At 62.0% G+C, this 13,456-nt stretch carries 21 protein-coding genes and 1 pseudogene; 13 read left to right on the top strand and 9 right to left on the bottom strand.

Annotated elements, in window-relative coordinates; genetic code table 11:
* The first annotated feature begins 80 nt into the window (after positions 1-80).
* Positions 81-392, top strand: coding sequence for a hypothetical protein (locus GRI97_RS15740; RefSeq protein ID WP_161392145.1), 312 nt, complete (start codon positions 81-83; stop codon positions 390-392).
* A gap of 40 nt (positions 393-432) precedes the next feature.
* On the opposite strand, the gene GRI97_RS15735 is transcribed toward GRI97_RS15740, so the two are convergent.
* From GRI97_RS15735 to GRI97_RS15725, 3 genes are all read right to left on the bottom strand, one after another.
* Positions 433-663 (bottom strand): hypothetical protein, encoded by a 231-nt coding sequence (locus GRI97_RS15735; RefSeq protein ID WP_161392144.1) that lies wholly within the window; start codon positions 661-663, stop codon positions 433-435.
* 157 nt (positions 664-820) lie between these two features.
* Positions 821-1,285: an OB-fold protein gene (locus GRI97_RS15730; protein WP_161392143.1), complete on the bottom strand. Its 465-nt coding sequence runs from the start codon at positions 1,283-1,285 to the stop codon at positions 821-823.
* A 212-nt stretch (positions 1,286-1,497) separates the two neighbouring features.
* Entirely contained in the window at positions 1,498-2,148 is a 651-nt protein-coding gene (locus GRI97_RS15725; protein ID WP_202392789.1) for a hypothetical protein, read from the bottom strand.
* Here GRI97_RS15725 and GRI97_RS18985 point away from each other — a divergent pair.
* The 10 genes and pseudogenes from GRI97_RS18985 to GRI97_RS15685 all read left to right on the top strand — a co-directional run bounded on the left by GRI97_RS18985 (position 2,033) and on the right by GRI97_RS15685 (position 4,863).
* Positions 2,033-2,410, top strand: coding sequence for a carph-isopro domain-containing protein (locus tag GRI97_RS18985; RefSeq protein ID WP_407924108.1), 378 nt, complete (start codon positions 2,033-2,035; stop codon positions 2,408-2,410). The genes GRI97_RS15725 and GRI97_RS18985 overlap by 116 nt on opposite strands.
* The gene (locus GRI97_RS15720) at positions 2,407-2,901 is read left to right on the top strand and encodes a hypothetical protein (protein ID WP_161392142.1); all 495 of its coding nucleotides are present in this window, start codon (positions 2,407-2,409) and stop codon (positions 2,899-2,901) included. Before GRI97_RS18985 ends, GRI97_RS15720 begins: the two co-directional genes overlap by 4 nt.
* On the top strand, positions 2,891-3,199 hold the full coding sequence (locus GRI97_RS15715; RefSeq protein ID WP_161392141.1) for an ogr/Delta-like zinc finger family protein: 309 nt from the start codon (positions 2,891-2,893) through the stop codon (positions 3,197-3,199). Before GRI97_RS15720 ends, GRI97_RS15715 begins: the two co-directional genes overlap by 11 nt.
* A 100-nt stretch (positions 3,200-3,299) precedes the next feature.
* Complete coding sequence (locus GRI97_RS15710) at positions 3,300-3,512, top strand: hypothetical protein (protein ID WP_161392140.1); 213 nt, start codon at positions 3,300-3,302, stop codon at positions 3,510-3,512.
* A pseudogene (locus GRI97_RS18945) lies at positions 3,509-3,739 on the top strand (DNA translocase FtsK); the annotation flags it as partial. The gene GRI97_RS15710 and the pseudogene GRI97_RS18945, both read left to right, overlap by 4 nt.
* Positions 3,740-3,793: 54 nt before the next feature.
* On the top strand, positions 3,794-4,057 hold the full coding sequence (locus GRI97_RS18460; RefSeq protein ID WP_202392810.1) for a DUF2312 domain-containing protein: 264 nt from the start codon (positions 3,794-3,796) through the stop codon (positions 4,055-4,057).
* A gap of 2 nt (positions 4,058-4,059) precedes the next feature.
* Positions 4,060-4,242, top strand: a complete 183-nt coding sequence (locus GRI97_RS15700; RefSeq protein ID WP_161392138.1) for an LITAF-like zinc ribbon domain-containing protein — start codon at positions 4,060-4,062, stop codon at positions 4,240-4,242.
* Position 4,243: 1 nt separating this feature from the next.
* On the top strand, positions 4,244-4,423 hold the full coding sequence (locus tag GRI97_RS15695) for a hypothetical protein (protein ID WP_161392137.1): 180 nt from the start codon (positions 4,244-4,246) through the stop codon (positions 4,421-4,423).
* Positions 4,424-4,433: 10 nt separating this feature from the next.
* Positions 4,434-4,583 (top strand): hypothetical protein, encoded by a 150-nt coding sequence (locus GRI97_RS15690; protein WP_161392136.1) that lies wholly within the window; start codon positions 4,434-4,436, stop codon positions 4,581-4,583.
* Positions 4,584-4,656: 73 nt separating this feature from the next.
* Entirely contained in the window at positions 4,657-4,863 is a 207-nt protein-coding gene (locus GRI97_RS15685) for a helix-turn-helix transcriptional regulator (protein ID WP_161392228.1), read from the top strand.
* A gap of 765 nt (positions 4,864-5,628) precedes the next feature.
* Here the strand turns inward: GRI97_RS15685 and GRI97_RS15675 are convergent.
* The 3 genes from GRI97_RS15675 to GRI97_RS15665 form a co-directional block, all read right to left on the bottom strand.
* Positions 5,629-5,877 carry a hypothetical protein gene (locus GRI97_RS15675; protein ID WP_161392134.1) on the bottom strand — a complete coding sequence of 83 codons (249 nt, stop codon included), beginning with the start codon at positions 5,875-5,877 and terminating at the stop codon, positions 5,629-5,631.
* A gap of 131 nt (positions 5,878-6,008) precedes the next feature.
* On the bottom strand, positions 6,009-6,359 hold the full coding sequence (locus GRI97_RS15670) for a hypothetical protein (RefSeq protein ID WP_235917879.1): 351 nt from the start codon (positions 6,357-6,359) through the stop codon (positions 6,009-6,011).
* 67 nt (positions 6,360-6,426) lie between these two features.
* On the bottom strand, positions 6,427-7,251 hold the full coding sequence (locus GRI97_RS15665) for a formate/nitrite transporter family protein (RefSeq protein ID WP_161392132.1): 825 nt from the start codon (positions 7,249-7,251) through the stop codon (positions 6,427-6,429).
* 198 nt (positions 7,252-7,449) lie between these two features.
* Between GRI97_RS15665 and xth the strand changes: the two genes are divergently transcribed.
* Positions 7,450-8,244 (top strand): exodeoxyribonuclease III, encoded by a 795-nt coding sequence (xth, locus tag GRI97_RS15660; RefSeq protein WP_161392131.1) that lies wholly within the window; start codon positions 7,450-7,452, stop codon positions 8,242-8,244.
* A gap of 78 nt (positions 8,245-8,322) precedes the next feature.
* Positions 8,323-9,465, top strand: coding sequence for a glycoside hydrolase family 130 protein (locus tag GRI97_RS15655; protein WP_161392130.1), 1,143 nt, complete (start codon positions 8,323-8,325; stop codon positions 9,463-9,465).
* Positions 9,466-9,489: 24 nt separating this feature from the next.
* Here GRI97_RS15655 and GRI97_RS15650 read toward each other — a convergent pair whose 3' ends face one another.
* Genes GRI97_RS15650 through kdpC form a run of 3 tightly spaced genes read right to left on the bottom strand, consistent with a single transcriptional unit; the run spans position 9,490 to position 13,447 of the window.
* On the bottom strand, positions 9,490-10,191 hold the full coding sequence (locus tag GRI97_RS15650) for a response regulator (protein ID WP_161392129.1): 702 nt from the start codon (positions 10,189-10,191) through the stop codon (positions 9,490-9,492).
* Positions 10,188-12,854: a sensor histidine kinase gene (locus GRI97_RS15645; protein WP_161392128.1), complete on the bottom strand. Its 2,667-nt coding sequence runs from the start codon at positions 12,852-12,854 to the stop codon at positions 10,188-10,190. Before GRI97_RS15645 ends, GRI97_RS15650 begins: the two co-directional genes overlap by 4 nt.
* Positions 12,854-13,447: a potassium-transporting ATPase subunit KdpC gene (kdpC, locus tag GRI97_RS15640; RefSeq protein WP_161392127.1), complete on the bottom strand. Its 594-nt coding sequence runs from the start codon at positions 13,445-13,447 to the stop codon at positions 12,854-12,856. Before kdpC ends, GRI97_RS15645 begins: the two co-directional genes overlap by 1 nt.
* Positions 13,448-13,456: the final 9 nt, after the last annotated feature.

The raw sequence follows: 13,456 nt of genomic DNA, 5'->3' as shown, positions 1-13,456 counted from the left end.
AGGGTTTGTTCGCAGTCCCTCTTCACCTTAAAAGATTGAAAACATGCTGAATTCACCGTGTTAATTGCGGCGTGATATGCATGGGCGAGTCCCTGGGTGCCTTCTGCGATAAAATTGTGTCGCTGCGTCGATATGAAGCTGCCTTGCAGGCAGTTGAGGCTGTATTCGCAGAGCTGGAGCATGCACCGGACATCATCATGATGGTGAGCGAGCAAGCGCTAAATGCCGGACAGGATGTGCAGGCCATCACGGAAGCGCTCGCTGCTGCCGACTTGCCCGCCGTTGAAGCCCAGATTGCCTCTATGCGATACATCTTTGTCATCCAGGCAGATGATCAACGCTTCCGTATCACGGTCCAAGCAGGCCAAGTTGACCTGTCCAGAGTGCTTTAGCTCGATCTGCTGGGAGCGATGGTCGCCGGGTAAAGGCTGTTCAGACTCGCCTTATAACCTGACCGCCATCAACAATCCGGAAGGCTGGCGCACTTTCGCCCTCAACAATCTCGATCGGTCTCCCATCCATCAATCGATGGGAAATGCGGCCTTTCCGGGTCCACGGTTCACCTGAACGAGTGTGATAAATCACCTGCCGCTGAAACGCCTTTACCGTATATTGTTTGCCGTCGGCGTCAGTCGCTAAAAACTGCTCAAGCTCAACCCACATGAATGGCCTCCGGGCTCGAATCATGACTTGGCTTCAGTGTACACCGCGCATCTACCTTGGTCTGCCTGCATTCGCCTGGAGGAGCTAGGGGCTACGATAGGCTATGCGTCCTCCCCTCACCCACTCTGCGCTGCCGCATGACCCTTGGCCAAACTGGCTAATCGGCGATTTCGCAATCCCGCAACTGCGGTGCTCCGATCACTTCTCTGATCCCGCCACAAAGCACGGAAATCTCCGCGCCCTCTATAAGTGATGCCAATTTGGCCTCGCTGGCACCTTCTAGGGAAGCTTTCACAGGCATAAACTGATTGCTTGTTTTCAGTTGCAACACGGGCTGGTTCATAAAGTCGACCGCAACGCCGGCGATGGTGCCACTCACCAGAAGCCGGTGCTCCCCGTAGGCCTGCTGGGCTGTGAACTCATTGGCATCATAGGCTTCAAACAAGTCAGAGGCGGCAACCGTCACAATGGGCTTATATTTGTCGGAAATGATGTCTGATTTGCTGTCGGTGTTTCGTCTTTCGGATACCGCTCCGAAAACGACCAGCCCGACCATTGCGGCTGCTACGATCAGCCCGAATTTTTCGACACCTCTGTGTGCAGTATTTGCGCGTTCGAACAACTTTTGCCCCTGCTGCGAATCACACCCCCTACCTGATGCTGACAGCGCTGGGCACCTTCCGCAACACCGCCAGGCCGAAACTTTTCCCTGTCCTACAACCCCGGGACTAACCTAGTTGGAACATTTCATGAACGTTAAGGGGGTGAGGTTGCGTGCAATCAGACTTACACCGGGCTGCGAATTCGCCTGCCCGCAATGCAGTGTCAGATGCGCTACGGTCGTGATGACGAGGGATGATCTTTGGCGGGAGGTGGAGGCACTGTTGCGCCTTCAGGCGTTGGAGCCTTGCCCTGACCGGGCGCGAAAGATCCGGTCGCTGCGAAACCAGTTGGCAGCCGCTGAGCGAGAATTCGGGCGGCTTCAGCCCGCGATGCGCCCTCGGGCACAAAGGCCAGCAGACCTTCGAACATATCGGTCAGCGCGGCTTCACTAGGTAGCACGACTGACATGGTAACATATTGGACGTCAGGTTTTCCGGCCTCGATGGCTTGGGCTTCAGGCTCTGCTTCGTCGTCCCTCAAACCAGCCAACTGCATCACCTGCGCAGGGTCGATGCCCCGCAACGCCAAAACCCCCGCAATTTTTCGGGTAAGATCTATCGGGAGTTCGCGTTTCTTGAAGCGTTTTGAATCCTCGAAATAGGCATAGCGTGGAAACCCAATCCCGAGCTCGTCGGCCATCCGACGAATAGAGATCGGCGGGTCGGCCGCCATCCTCAATTTTTTTAACCGCTCGCTTGCCGATATCATGGCAGCCACCGTGCAAAAATTTTGCACGCCGTCTGTACGGCAAACGTATTGCTTAGTGTATAAAATATCTATACACGCGGTCGACATGGAACCGGACATCTCAATTTTCGACATGCTTGGCGGTATTCGGCCGATGGCAAGGATGCTGGGCGAAAGTCCGAGTAAAGTGATGGGATGGAAGAACGCGGGAAGGATTCCGTCTCATAAGCAACGGGAGGTACTCGAAAAATGCATATCTGCAGGTTTCGAGATTACAACTCAGCACGTGGTCTTCCCCCTTGGCCGCTCCGGTGAGTCTTCTACCATAGAAAGTCAGCGCGGGGACGTCGCTTGCGATCGGAATGGAGAAGCGAAACGCAAGGCGGCGCGCTCATGACCAAACCGCGCGCACCCATGACATTTGGCCTGGCGATCAAGACCGTGGTCGGGGTGCTCGGCCCGGATCAGGCCCGGCAAATCGTCGGCCGATCCAAGCGCACGCTCGAATATTGGGAAGATACCGACAAGCCGACCCTGCCGACGCTCGATCAGGCTATCGCTCTCGATACCGCCTTTATTGCTGCGGGCGGCGGCTTTGCTCCGATCCTTGAATCCTACGAGCGGCAGCTGAACGTGTCGCTGACAGAAAGCTTCGCCTGCCGCACTGCATTGGCCGACGATATCAACGCGGTCGCTCGCGAAATGGCCGATGCGATCGGGACCAGCGTGCGCGTGATCGAGCCAGGCGCCTGTCCCAAAACCATCTATCGCGCGGTTGCTGAAGCAGAGGAGGCCATCACGGCACTCACAATCATGCTCGCCCGCCTCAAATCATTCCTGCCCGGCAATGGGGCCGCGCAAGAACGGGGTAATACAAATGACGGGTGAAACGGGGAAACTTCCACATGTTCAGTGTCCGGCCTGCGGCGGCAAAGCCTTTGCACGCACGTCGGGCAAGCATAGCCTGACCTATCGAGAGGCCTATTACCACTGTCGCAACCCGGACGCCTGCGGCCATCAGTTCGTGGTCGAAATGGTCGCCACCCGCAGCGTGAAGCCCAGCAGGTTTCCGCGCCCCAAGGTAGTCCTTCCGCTCACGACCTGGCGCACCGCCGCCAACGATCGCGCGGCCAATGACGATGGCCCTCCGGGGGAACCGGTCGCCGGTACCATGACCGACCGCTGATCTAACCCACCAGCCCGTCCCCTTCTGAATTTCTGCCACCCGGCGCGACCCCCGTCGCCGGGCGCGCTCCCCCTTTGCCTACTGAAACGGAGCATTTCCCATGCGTATCGCCAGTCAGACCATCGCCACCCGCAACCCGGTTATTCCGCCGGCAAAGCGCGCCTATTCCTTCACCTGCCACTGCTGCGGCACCACCGAAAACAGCCCCAGTCCCCACGCGCCGGCAGGTTGGGTGGTCGCCTTCAACGACGATGCGAGCTTCCTGTTCTGCCCCAATGAGCGCCTGTCGGCCGCACTGGCGGTGACCCAATGATCGCCGCACCCGCCATGCCGCCTGCCACCCAGCCAAGTGCAGGGGATAGCGCCGCTACCGATGCCTCGGCTCTCTACATGCGCGCCGTCGCTGCCGTGCAGGACAGCGGCAAACCCTCCACCTCCTGGCTCCAGCGCCAGATGGGCGTCGGTTACAACACCGCCGCCGCATGGATCGAACAAATGCAGCAGGACGGCATGATCTCAACTCCCGATCACCTCGGCCGCCGCGTCATGTTGGGGGAGGGCGCGCCGCCGCCCAGGCCCGCACCCGAACAGCAAATGCAGATCCCCGTCGAACTGCCGGAGAAATTCCGCACAGCCGACGATCGCCTCCGCCTGCTGATCGAACGCGTCGAGCGGCTCGAGGAAGAAAAGAAGGGCATCAACGACGACATCCGCGAAGTCTTCGCTGAGATGAAGGGCACCGGCTACGACACGAAGATCGCCCGGATGATCCTGCGCCTGCGCAAAATGCGCCCCGACGATCGCGCCGAAATGGAAGCGCTCCTCGACGCCTACAAAGCCGCCCTGGGGCTCTCCTGACCATGCGCCGCGACACCACCATCCACCCGATCGGTTGCACCTGCCCCAACTGCAACGGTCCAACCCGCACCCGAACCAGGGCCGCCGCCCGCACCATCACCCGCGCCCTGCTCCTGATCGCCGCGATCTGCGCCATCCCCTTCATCGTCGCCTGGGCCTTCGCCTCGGCGTCGGGAAATCGCTGACATGACCTTGCCGCAGCCCAACACCGGCCGCCGCCCGGAAGCGGCTGCCGGCAAGCGCGTGAACGTCACGCTCCGCAACGGGATGCGTCCTGCTGAAAGCTGGGCCGCAGACGGTCGAGCCGGCTGCAATTGGTCGCTGAACGGCCACCCGTTCGACATCACCCATTTCAAAATTGTCTGAGAGCGCAACCATGATCCGCCGTTACCCAGACCCGCGCATCGCCCGCGTTATGGCCGATCTCAACATCGGCCGGATGCAGGCTTATCGCCACCTGCAGCAGCGTGACGCGCTCGCCCTTCGGTTTCGCGAAGAGCGAACAAAACGGGCGCGCGATCAGTGATCGCATCGCCTGCTTTCACCCGTCGGCGCCGCCCCCTTCCCCCGCCGCGCTCGCCCCATTTCTGGAGGATCACATGCCCGAATACCCCGCCCGCACCGGCCGCTTCCTCACCCTTCGCGATATCGTCAAGGAAACGTCCCTATCCCGCGCCACGATCTACCGCATGATCGCTCGCGGAGAGTTTCCCGCTGGAACTCGGATAAGTCCGCGCAGGGTCACCTGGCGTTCCGAGACGATCGAAGCCTGGAAAAGCGAGCGCTACCCGATTCCGCAAGTCTGAAGCGCCGGGCCTCGCTGCCAAGCGAATCTATCTATCTCTCCAAATCTAGGGTACTCGCCGTGCAGCAGGCATCAGCGCAAATTTTTCAACGTCCCCCGCTCGCGGCAAATGGGGGCATCCCCGGGGGCACCGACGCATTTCAGGGCGAAATTTACTCAGGTAAAACAGAGCCAAACCGCCTAAATGCAGGCTGTCTCCGTCTCCGCCACCCTTGCGGCAGCGTTTTTCCCTGCATCGTTCCAGAAATCGCATGATCGCTGGCATTGGGACTAATGCCGGTCGTCGGCATGTGGCAGACCTGCCCCGCCCTGACTTCCGCGCCGCCTTTGAGCTCCAAACAACAGGCGCGCGACGCAACCAGCGTTCACACCTCGCGCGGCCAGCACACCCGAAGGCGGCCTTCACCGTCATCGTCAAGGCGATCAATGCATTGGAACGCTGACCTTTCGGCACTTACCCCAGGGTTCGCCGGTCGCTCCATCGCTCCGTCATCCAGCACCCAAATGCGATCGACAGGACCAGGGGCACGGAAAAAATCAGCCCACCGATCCCGAAGTAGGAGATAATCGCAAACGACAGCAATCCATTGCAGACGGCAATCCACCAGCACTTCATGTCATTCCCCCAGCAGCGATAGCCAAGCCATCGATTTGATTATGCCAAATACGTAACCGTTTGTCGCGCAACCAATTCAGAACAGATCGGATATGTCAGAATGATAATGGTCCGCGTCTGAAACTACCCACTCGTGTCCAATTCGGCGGCTCACCCCGTGACGGGCATATCCACGAAATCCGGCGTCGCGGAAGAACATGGCTTGATGCTGCGTCCCATGGTCCAGTTCTTGGTCAGCCGCACTGTGGGGTTGGGCGCGCACCAGATTTCTCCCCCGTCATCCAGCGCTGTCACCCACACCAGATTGTGTTCCTGGCTATAGTCGATAACGCCAATGGCAGATCCGGATCCTTTGCCGACAATGTAGACCGGGATCGGTGGATTCAATTGGGTGAACATGCCGCGCTCCGTTTGTTGCGTGGATCATCAGATCATCTGTGACGCGCGCTCCTGAACCCGCAGCATCCGAAAAGGTTTCGGTGGGTGCATCGGCAGCATGTGATGACTCTCATCAAACTGTCGCATCGCGATCAACCAGACGCTGCACCCTGCAAGGGCTTGATCGCGACCTTGGCCCGACGGAACAATTCCAGCGCACTCCCCCCGTCCAGAAGCTGCCGGACGACGTCATTGGCTTCATCTGAATCCAGATGAAGATGGGCTGCACGCCCGTGAAGATAGAGCGAAATCTGCAAATGCCCGTCGAGAGGAACGACGAACACCTGCGGATATCCTGCTCCTTTCAAATCGGACATGCGCAGGTGGCGCGCAATGGCCGCCGCGATCGCCCCCCCTGTCCGTTTCACCTTGCCCTCCCCGGCAAGCGCATGTCGCTTGAAATCGTCAAGCCGGCCCGAACCTATCGGACGGATGCGCCACATCTGTTCACTTATGAACATAGTTAACAAAAATTGTTAACTCATATATCAATGTGCACAGCCAGCGACCTCAACCTGGCTGATCGCCCTTGCGCTGCCGCACCGGATAGACCCACCCGTAGGCCAGCGCGATAATGGATCCGCCGATCATGTTGCCGATTGTCGCCGGGATCAGATTTCCGGCCATGTCGGCGAAGGACATCGTCCCCGCCGCGCTGCTGATCGTGCCCTGCACCAGATAGGCATAGGGCAGAAGATACATATTGGCGACCGAGTGTTCCAGCCCCGCCGCCACGAAGGCGGCAATCGGCAGGATCATCGCCATGATCTTTTCGGTCACCGTATGGCCGCCAAAGGCCATCCAAACGGCCAGGCACACGAGCATGTTGGCAATCACGCCGCTGGCCAGCGTGGGCAGGAAATCCCGCCCGGTTTTGGATGTTCCCAGTTCCAGTGCAGACAGGCCCACGGCCCCGTCCCCGCCCTCATGCACGCCGGCAGCAAAGATCACCCCGGCCAACAACAGCGCTCCGGCGAAATTGGCAAAATAGACGATTGCCAGTGCCTTCAGCGCCTTGCCCATCGACACTCGCCCTGCGGCCACGGGGCCGGCCATCAGCGTATTGCCGGTGAACAGTTCGGCCCCGGCGATCAGCACCAGCACCAGGCCCAATGTGAAGACCAGACCGGCCAGCACTTGCCCCGCCCCGAACGACAATTCGTCTCCCCCTGACAGGGCAATGGTCGCGAACATGCCCCCCAGTCCGATAAAGGCGCCGGCCAGCATGCCGAGCACGATCATCGATCCTGTCGGCAGGCTGGCTTTGTCTTCCAGGGCCTTGAACACGGTTTCCGTCAGATCGGGTGGCTCTGGCAGCGCTGGGGTTTCGGCCATGTCTGTCCCTCTTTCAGTTGGCGAACGTGCTGGAAACATCCGGACGGGGGCCTCAGCGCGCGGGCAGGCGTCATGTCTGAAACGAACCGGCACCGGTCGCGATCGTTCCATCAGTCCACAGCATTGCCGCCATACCCGGCGATGGATCCGCTTTGGCCCGCCCGCGTTTAGGCTCTTGCGGGTTGCTCCAGGTGCTTCATGAAAATCGCGACCTACAATGTGAACGGGATCAACAGCCGGCTGCCCGTGCTGCTGCGCTGGCTCAAGCTCGCCCGGCCCGATGTTGTCGCGCTGCAGGAACTCAAGGCTCCGCAAACCGCCTTCCCGCAAGATGCTCTGCGCGCGGCCGGCTATGAGGCGATCTGGCAGGGGCAGAGCCGGTGGAACGGGGTCGCCCTGCTCAGCCGCATCGGCCAGATTCACGAAACCCGCCGGGGCCTGCCCGGCGATCCGGATGACGATCAAAGCCGCTATATAGAGGCGGCGATCAACGGCGTGCTGTTCGCCGCGCTCTATCTGCCCAATGGCAACCCCCGCCCGGGGCCGAAATTCGATTACAAGCTGCAATGGTTCGATCGGCTCCACGCGCATCTGGCCGAACTCGTCCGGCTTGAAGCGCCCGTGGTCATTGCCGGTGACTTCAACGTGATGCCCGAAGATCAGGACGTCTACGCCCCCGAACGCTGGCAGGATGACGCGCTGTTCGCGCCCGAAGTGCGGGCGGCATACCGGCGATTGCTGGCGCAGGGTTGGGTCGATGCAATCCGCCATCTGCATCCGCAGGAGACCATCTACTCCTTCTGGGCCTATTGGCGCGGCGCCTTCCAACGCAATGCCGGGCTGCGGATAGATCATCTCCTGCTCAACCCGCTGGCCGCCCGGCTGCTGCATGCGGGCCAGGTCGATCGGCGCCCCCGGGCGTGGGAAAAGTCGAGCGATCATGCCCCGGTGTGGATCGAACTGAGCGATACGCCGGCAAATCCGTGCCCGTGAACCATAGTCCCGCTGCCGCGTTGCATGCCCGGAAGACCACACGCCTTTGACTGAAACGGCTTGGATTGCGGAGGCTGCATGCCCTATACCGAAGATCAGCTCGTGCTCGTCCCGGATGATATCGATCTGGCCCGATCCCCACTGGCCGGGCATTTTTCGGCGGAAACCCATGTCCTGGGCGCCTTCAATCCCGGGCTGACCCGCCTGCCCAACGGCAATCTGCTGATGATGGTCCGCATTGCGGAGGCTTTGCGCCGCCCCATCCATGATGGCCACGTCCATGCGATCCGCTGGGATGGGGAGAATGGCGATGGCCGCTTCGTGCTGGATGCCTGGCCGCTCGAACATGTCGACACCTCCGATCCGCGCAAATTCATGCTGACGGGGCCGGGGTGGAAAGTGATGGCGCTCACCTCCCTGTCATGGTTGCTGCCGGTGGAACTTGCACCCGATGGCCTTTCCATCATCGCCTTGCATTATGATCGCGCCATTGCGCCGAACAGCAGCCTGCAATGCTATGGCATCGAAGACGCGCGGATCAGCCGGATCGGTGACCGCTATCTCATGACGACCTGCTCGGTCAGCCCGGAACGCCACTCCACCACGCTCTACAGCTCCACGAACGGGCTGGACTGGATTTTCGAAGACGTCGTGCTCGATCATCAGAACAAGGACATGCTGATTTTCGAAGGGCTGATCGATGGTCATTACTGGGCGCAGACGCGCCCGTTGGGCGATCTCTATTTCGCCTATCCACCGGGCAGCGAATGGCGCCCGGGCCCGTCGATCAATCTGGCGCTGTCACCCGATGGTCATTTCTGGAAACCCTATCGCAAGCCGGGCATCCGCCCGCACGCCGCCACCGTGGCGACCGCGCGGATGGGCGGGGGCACGCCGCCCATCCTGACCGAAGAGGGCTGGCTGACCCTGTGGCACGGGGTGGAGCCCAATGGCATCGTCGGCATCTATCGCACCTATTGGTCGATCCTGGACCGGCACGATCCCGCCATCGTGATCCGCACCGATCATGCCCCGCTGCTCGAAGCCGATCCGGCGCTCACCCGCCCGATCGAACACCAGATGTATCTCCATGATGTCGTGTTCACCACTGGCATCGTGGACGCAGGCGATCACTACATCGTCGCCTCGGGCGAAGCCGATCTGGCCTGCCGCATCACCCATATTCCCAAAACGGTATTTCTGGGCGGAACAACATCCTGACCCTCTCGATCCGCGTATGGACAGTCAGCCCGCCGGATCGCCCCCAAGCAGCCGGTATCCCACGCCCAATTCATTGACCAGGATCGCCGGGCGGCTGACATCGGTTTCGATCTTCTGCCGGATGTTGCGGATCACCACGCGCAGATATTCGATGTGGCGTTCATAATCATGCGGCCAGACGGCGCTCATCAGCTGTTGATGCGTGATCACCCGGCCGGGGAATTTGGCCAGCTCGGCCACCACGCCATATTCCTTGGGCGTCAGATGCACATCGACTTCGCCCTTCAGCACGCGGCGATTGACCAGGTCGATCTCGACATCGCCGGCCACGACCGAAGACTGCGCCCCCTGCTGGTGAATGCGATGGCGCAGGGCCGTGCGCACGCGGGCGAGCAGTTCTTCGCTGTCGAACGGCTTGGTCACATAATCATCCGCGCCCAGGTCCAGCGCCGCCACCTTCAGATCGGTCGCTTCGCGGGCTGACACCACCAGCAGGGTCGCGGTCGATTGCTTCCTGATCAGGGGGATCAGTTCCAGCCCGTCCCGATCCGGCAGGCCCAGATCCAGCAGCACCACATCGGGGCTGGCATCGGTCAGCCGATCCATCGCGGCCCGGGCGTTTTCCGCCTCCACCACCCCATAGGATGCGCGTTCCAGCGTCGTGCGCAGCAGCCGGCGGATGTGCGGTTCGTCATCGACGATCAGAACCCTGGCGATATCGGTCACAGCAATTGCTCCTGATCGGGTTCGCGCACCAGCCTGTTGTCCGGGAACAAGAGGGAGAACCTCGCCCCCCTCGGCTCATCGCGATTGGCCGCTTCGGCGGTCAGCCCCATCGCTTCGGCAAAGGCCTTCACGATGGCCAGGCCCAGGCCGGTGCCGGTCTTGGAACGGTCGGATCCTTCGATCCGGATGAAGGTTTCGAAAATCTCGCCCTCCCGGCCTGCCGGTATTCCCGGCCCCTGATCCAGGATGGACAGGCACAGCGCGCCCGGCCGGCGTTCGGCGGCAATCCGCACCGGCGTGCCCGGATCGGCATAGCGGCCGGCATTGTCGAGCAGGTTGATCAGGCAGTGATGGAACAGCTGCGCATCCACCATCACCAGCGGCAGGCTGGGCGAAACATCCAGTTCGATATCATGCCCGGCCAGCGCGCGGCGGGTGTCGTGCACGGCGCTGCCAATGGCGTCGGTCAGGTCGACGGGTTCCAGCTTCAGCCGGATCACGCCGGCTTCGACCCGCGCCATATCCAGCAGGTTCGCGATGAAGCGATTGAGCCGCTGCGCCTCGCTTTCCAGCATGTCGAGTCTGTCATCCTGCACCGCGCCCCGCAATTCCTGGGTGATCCCCAGAATGGCGGTCAGCGGCGTGCGCAGATCATGGCTGACCGAAGACAGCAGCGCCGCCCGCAACCGGTCCCGATCCTTGAGCTGGGCGATGTCGCGCAATTCATCTTCCAGCTGCATGCGTTCCAGCACCAGCGCCGCCTGATCGAGCAGGCTCATGAGCAGCGGAATGTCATCGGAACGGATCGGCTGGCTGCCATCCTCCGTCGCCAGGCCGATCACGGCCACGACCTTGCCCGCCGCCCGCAGCGGATAGAACAGCCAGTCCGATGCGGTCAGCGTATCCGACCCCAGACCGGCGGGCTGGTTCTTTTCCATCGCCCATTGGGCAGCCGCCAGCTCGATCGTGTCGAACCGGTTTTCGGGCGGCACGGCGGCGCGCAATTGCGGCCCGCCGGAAGCTGCCACCAGCAGGGCGGTGCGCACCGCAAACATCCGCCGGATTTCTCCGCAAATGGTCTGCAGCAGTTCCTCTTCATTGCCGGTGGCACTGATCTGCCGCAGGAAACCGGCCTGGGCGGCATTTTCCCGCGCGCTCGATCCGGCCAGTTCGGCCTGATCGCGGATGCGGGCGGAAAACTGGCTGGTGACGAAGGCCACGCCCAGCAGCACGACGATGGAAACGACATTTTCCGGATTGGCGATGGTCAGCGATCCGGTCGGCGGCAGGAACAGGAAATTATACGCCAGAGAGGATGCCACCCCGGCGAACAGGCCCGCCCGCAGGCCGAACAGGCTGGATGCCACCATCACCGGCAGCAGATAGAGCAGGCCGACATTGGCGAGATCAAGCACCTGGAACAGCGCCAGTCCCGATCCGGTCACCGCCGCCACCATCAGCAGGGTCCAGCCATAGGCCGAAGTCGGCCCCGCCCGCCATGAGGGGAGATAGAGCCGCCGCCCGCGCGTGGATTGCGCCTTCGTCGGCAGCACATGCACCGCCAGATCGCCGCCGGCCTGCAGGATCTGGTCCGCCACGGGCCTGCGCCAGGGGGCATACCAGGCGGCATGGGCGGAATGGCCGAGGATCAGCTGGGTGGCGCGCACTTCGCGGGTGTAGGATGCCAGCCCTTCCACCACATCGGCCGCCGGCACGGAAACGACCGTTCCGCCCAGCTGGTTGGCCAGGTTGAGCGCGTTGGCCAACCGCTTGCGATCATCTTCATCGAAGGCGCGGCTGCGCGGCGTATCGACATGCACCGCCGTCCAGCTGGCACGCAGGGCATCGGCCATGCGCTTGCCGGCCCGGATCAGCCGATCCGCATCAGGAGCCTCGCTGACCGCGACCACCACCCGGTCTCCGCTGGCCCAGCTGCCCGACAGCGCATGCTGGCGCACATGTTCCAGCATCTGCGAATCCACGGCCTGCGCCGCCCGGCGCAGCGCCAGTTCGCGCAGCGCCGACAGGTTCGATTTGGAAAAGAAGTGGTTGAGCGCCCGCGTCGCTTCCTGCGGGATATAGACCTTGCCCTGCTTCAGCCGCTCGATCAGTTCGTCCGGCGGAATGTCGACGACTTCGATCTCCGCGCTTTCCAGAATCCGGTCCGGCACGGTTTCCCGCACCCGGACATGGGTAAAGGAAGCGACGATGTCGTTCAGGCTTTCGATGTGCTGGATGTTGATAGTCGAATAAACGTCGATCCCCGCCGCCAGCAGTTCTTCCACATCCTGATACCGCTTGGGGTGGCGGCTGCCCGGCGCATTGCTGTGGGCCAGTTCATCGACCAGCACCAGGCCCGGGCGCCGCGCCAGAATGGCGTCCATGTCCATTTCGGTCAGCTGGCGCCCCTGATAGGCTTCGCTGCGCCGGGGAATGATCTCATGCCCGCGGGTCAGCGCCTCGGTTTCCGCCCGGCCATGGGTTTCCACCACGCCGACCACCACATCGGCCCCGGCCTTCCGGCGCTCCGCGCCGTCGCTCAGCATTTCCCAGGTCTTGCCGACGCCCGGCGCCGCCCCGAGGAAAACCTTGAGGCGGCCACGCCCTTCCTGCGCGGCTATGCGCAGGAGAGCGTCAGGGTCCGGTCTGCTGTCATCCGCCATCACCGGGCGGTTGTACTGCCGAGCCGGTCGAGCTGTCGATTGAGTTCGAGCACATTGACCCGATCTTCGCCCAGAAATCCCAGCAAGGGGCGCTGGATGGACCGTTCCACCAGATCGCGCACATCGACCTGTGCCAGACCGCGTGCAGCAGAGACGCGGGAAACCTGGGCCAGAGCTGCATCGGGCGAGATATCCGGATCAAGCCCCGAACCCGATGCAGTGACCATGTCAGCCGGCACCGCCTCGGTCACGCCTTGCGCGCGTTTCTGTTCGACATCGGCCGCAACCCGATCGATCAGGGCCTGGCTGGTCGGCCCGAGATTGGAACCGGAGGATGCCAGCCCGTCATAGCCATCCGCCCCGGCCGCCGACGGGCGCGTGTGGAAATAGCGTTCCCCCACAAAGGCCTGCCCCACCACCGAAGAGCCGATGATTTTGCCATCCTGCGTGATCAGGCTGCCATTGGCCTGCGACGGGAACAGCGCCTGGCCGACACCGGTCATGGCCAGCGGATAGGCGATGCCCAGCAACAGGGCGAACAGGATCGTCATGCTGATCGCCGGGCGGAATGCGGTTTTGAGATCTGAACCCATGATGGGATC

Source organism: Croceibacterium xixiisoli (assembly GCF_009827305.1).
Taxonomy (GTDB): Bacteria; Pseudomonadota; Alphaproteobacteria; order Sphingomonadales; family Sphingomonadaceae; genus Croceibacterium_C; species Croceibacterium_C xixiisoli.
This window is presented reverse-complemented; position numbering and strand designations above follow the sequence as displayed.

What these genes read in the sequence shown, in the direction of transcription:
- GRI97_RS15725 (WP_202392789.1), bottom strand. Translation starts at nt 2,148, where the DNA reads ATGTCGAAAATTGAGATGTCCGGTTCCATGTCGACCGCGTGTATAGAT.
- GRI97_RS15715 (WP_161392141.1), top strand. Translation starts at nt 2,891, where the DNA reads ATGACGGGTGAAACGGGGAAACTTCCACATGTTCAGTGTCCGGCCTGC.
- GRI97_RS15675 (WP_161392134.1), bottom strand. Translation starts at nt 5,877, where the DNA reads ATGTTCACCCAATTGAATCCACCGATCCCGGTCTACATTGTCGGCAAA.
- GRI97_RS15655 (WP_161392130.1), top strand. Translation starts at nt 8,323, where the DNA reads ATGCCCTATACCGAAGATCAGCTCGTGCTCGTCCCGGATGATATCGAT.
- GRI97_RS15685 (WP_161392228.1), top strand. Translation starts at nt 4,657, where the DNA reads ATGCCCGAATACCCCGCCCGCACCGGCCGCTTCCTCACCCTTCGCGAT.
- GRI97_RS15720 (WP_161392142.1), top strand. Translation starts at nt 2,407, where the DNA reads ATGACCAAACCGCGCGCACCCATGACATTTGGCCTGGCGATCAAGACC.
- GRI97_RS15735 (WP_161392144.1), bottom strand. Translation starts at nt 663, where the DNA reads ATGTGGGTTGAGCTTGAGCAGTTTTTAGCGACTGACGCCGACGGCAAA.
- GRI97_RS15695 (WP_161392137.1), top strand. Translation starts at nt 4,244, where the DNA reads ATGACCTTGCCGCAGCCCAACACCGGCCGCCGCCCGGAAGCGGCTGCC.
- GRI97_RS15710 (WP_161392140.1), top strand. Translation starts at nt 3,300, where the DNA reads ATGCGTATCGCCAGTCAGACCATCGCCACCCGCAACCCGGTTATTCCG.
- GRI97_RS15665 (WP_161392132.1), bottom strand. Translation starts at nt 7,251, where the DNA reads ATGGCCGAAACCCCAGCGCTGCCAGAGCCACCCGATCTGACGGAAACC.
- GRI97_RS18460 (WP_202392810.1), top strand. Translation starts at nt 3,794, where the DNA reads ATGCAGATCCCCGTCGAACTGCCGGAGAAATTCCGCACAGCCGACGAT.
- GRI97_RS15645 (WP_161392128.1), bottom strand. Translation starts at nt 12,854, where the DNA reads ATGGCGGATGACAGCAGACCGGACCCTGACGCTCTCCTGCGCATAGCC.
- GRI97_RS15740 (WP_161392145.1), top strand. Translation starts at nt 81, where the DNA reads ATGGGCGAGTCCCTGGGTGCCTTCTGCGATAAAATTGTGTCGCTGCGT.
- GRI97_RS18985 (WP_407924108.1), top strand. Translation starts at nt 2,033, where the DNA reads ATGGCAGCCACCGTGCAAAAATTTTGCACGCCGTCTGTACGGCAAACG.
- kdpC (WP_161392127.1), bottom strand. Translation starts at nt 13,447, where the DNA reads ATGGGTTCAGATCTCAAAACCGCATTCCGCCCGGCGATCAGCATGACG.
- xth (WP_161392131.1), top strand. Translation starts at nt 7,450, where the DNA reads ATGAAAATCGCGACCTACAATGTGAACGGGATCAACAGCCGGCTGCCC.
- GRI97_RS15700 (WP_161392138.1), top strand. Translation starts at nt 4,060, where the DNA reads ATGCGCCGCGACACCACCATCCACCCGATCGGTTGCACCTGCCCCAAC.
- GRI97_RS15670 (WP_235917879.1), bottom strand. Translation starts at nt 6,359, where the DNA reads ATGTGGCGCATCCGTCCGATAGGTTCGGGCCGGCTTGACGATTTCAAG.
- GRI97_RS15690 (WP_161392136.1), top strand. Translation starts at nt 4,434, where the DNA reads ATGATCCGCCGTTACCCAGACCCGCGCATCGCCCGCGTTATGGCCGAT.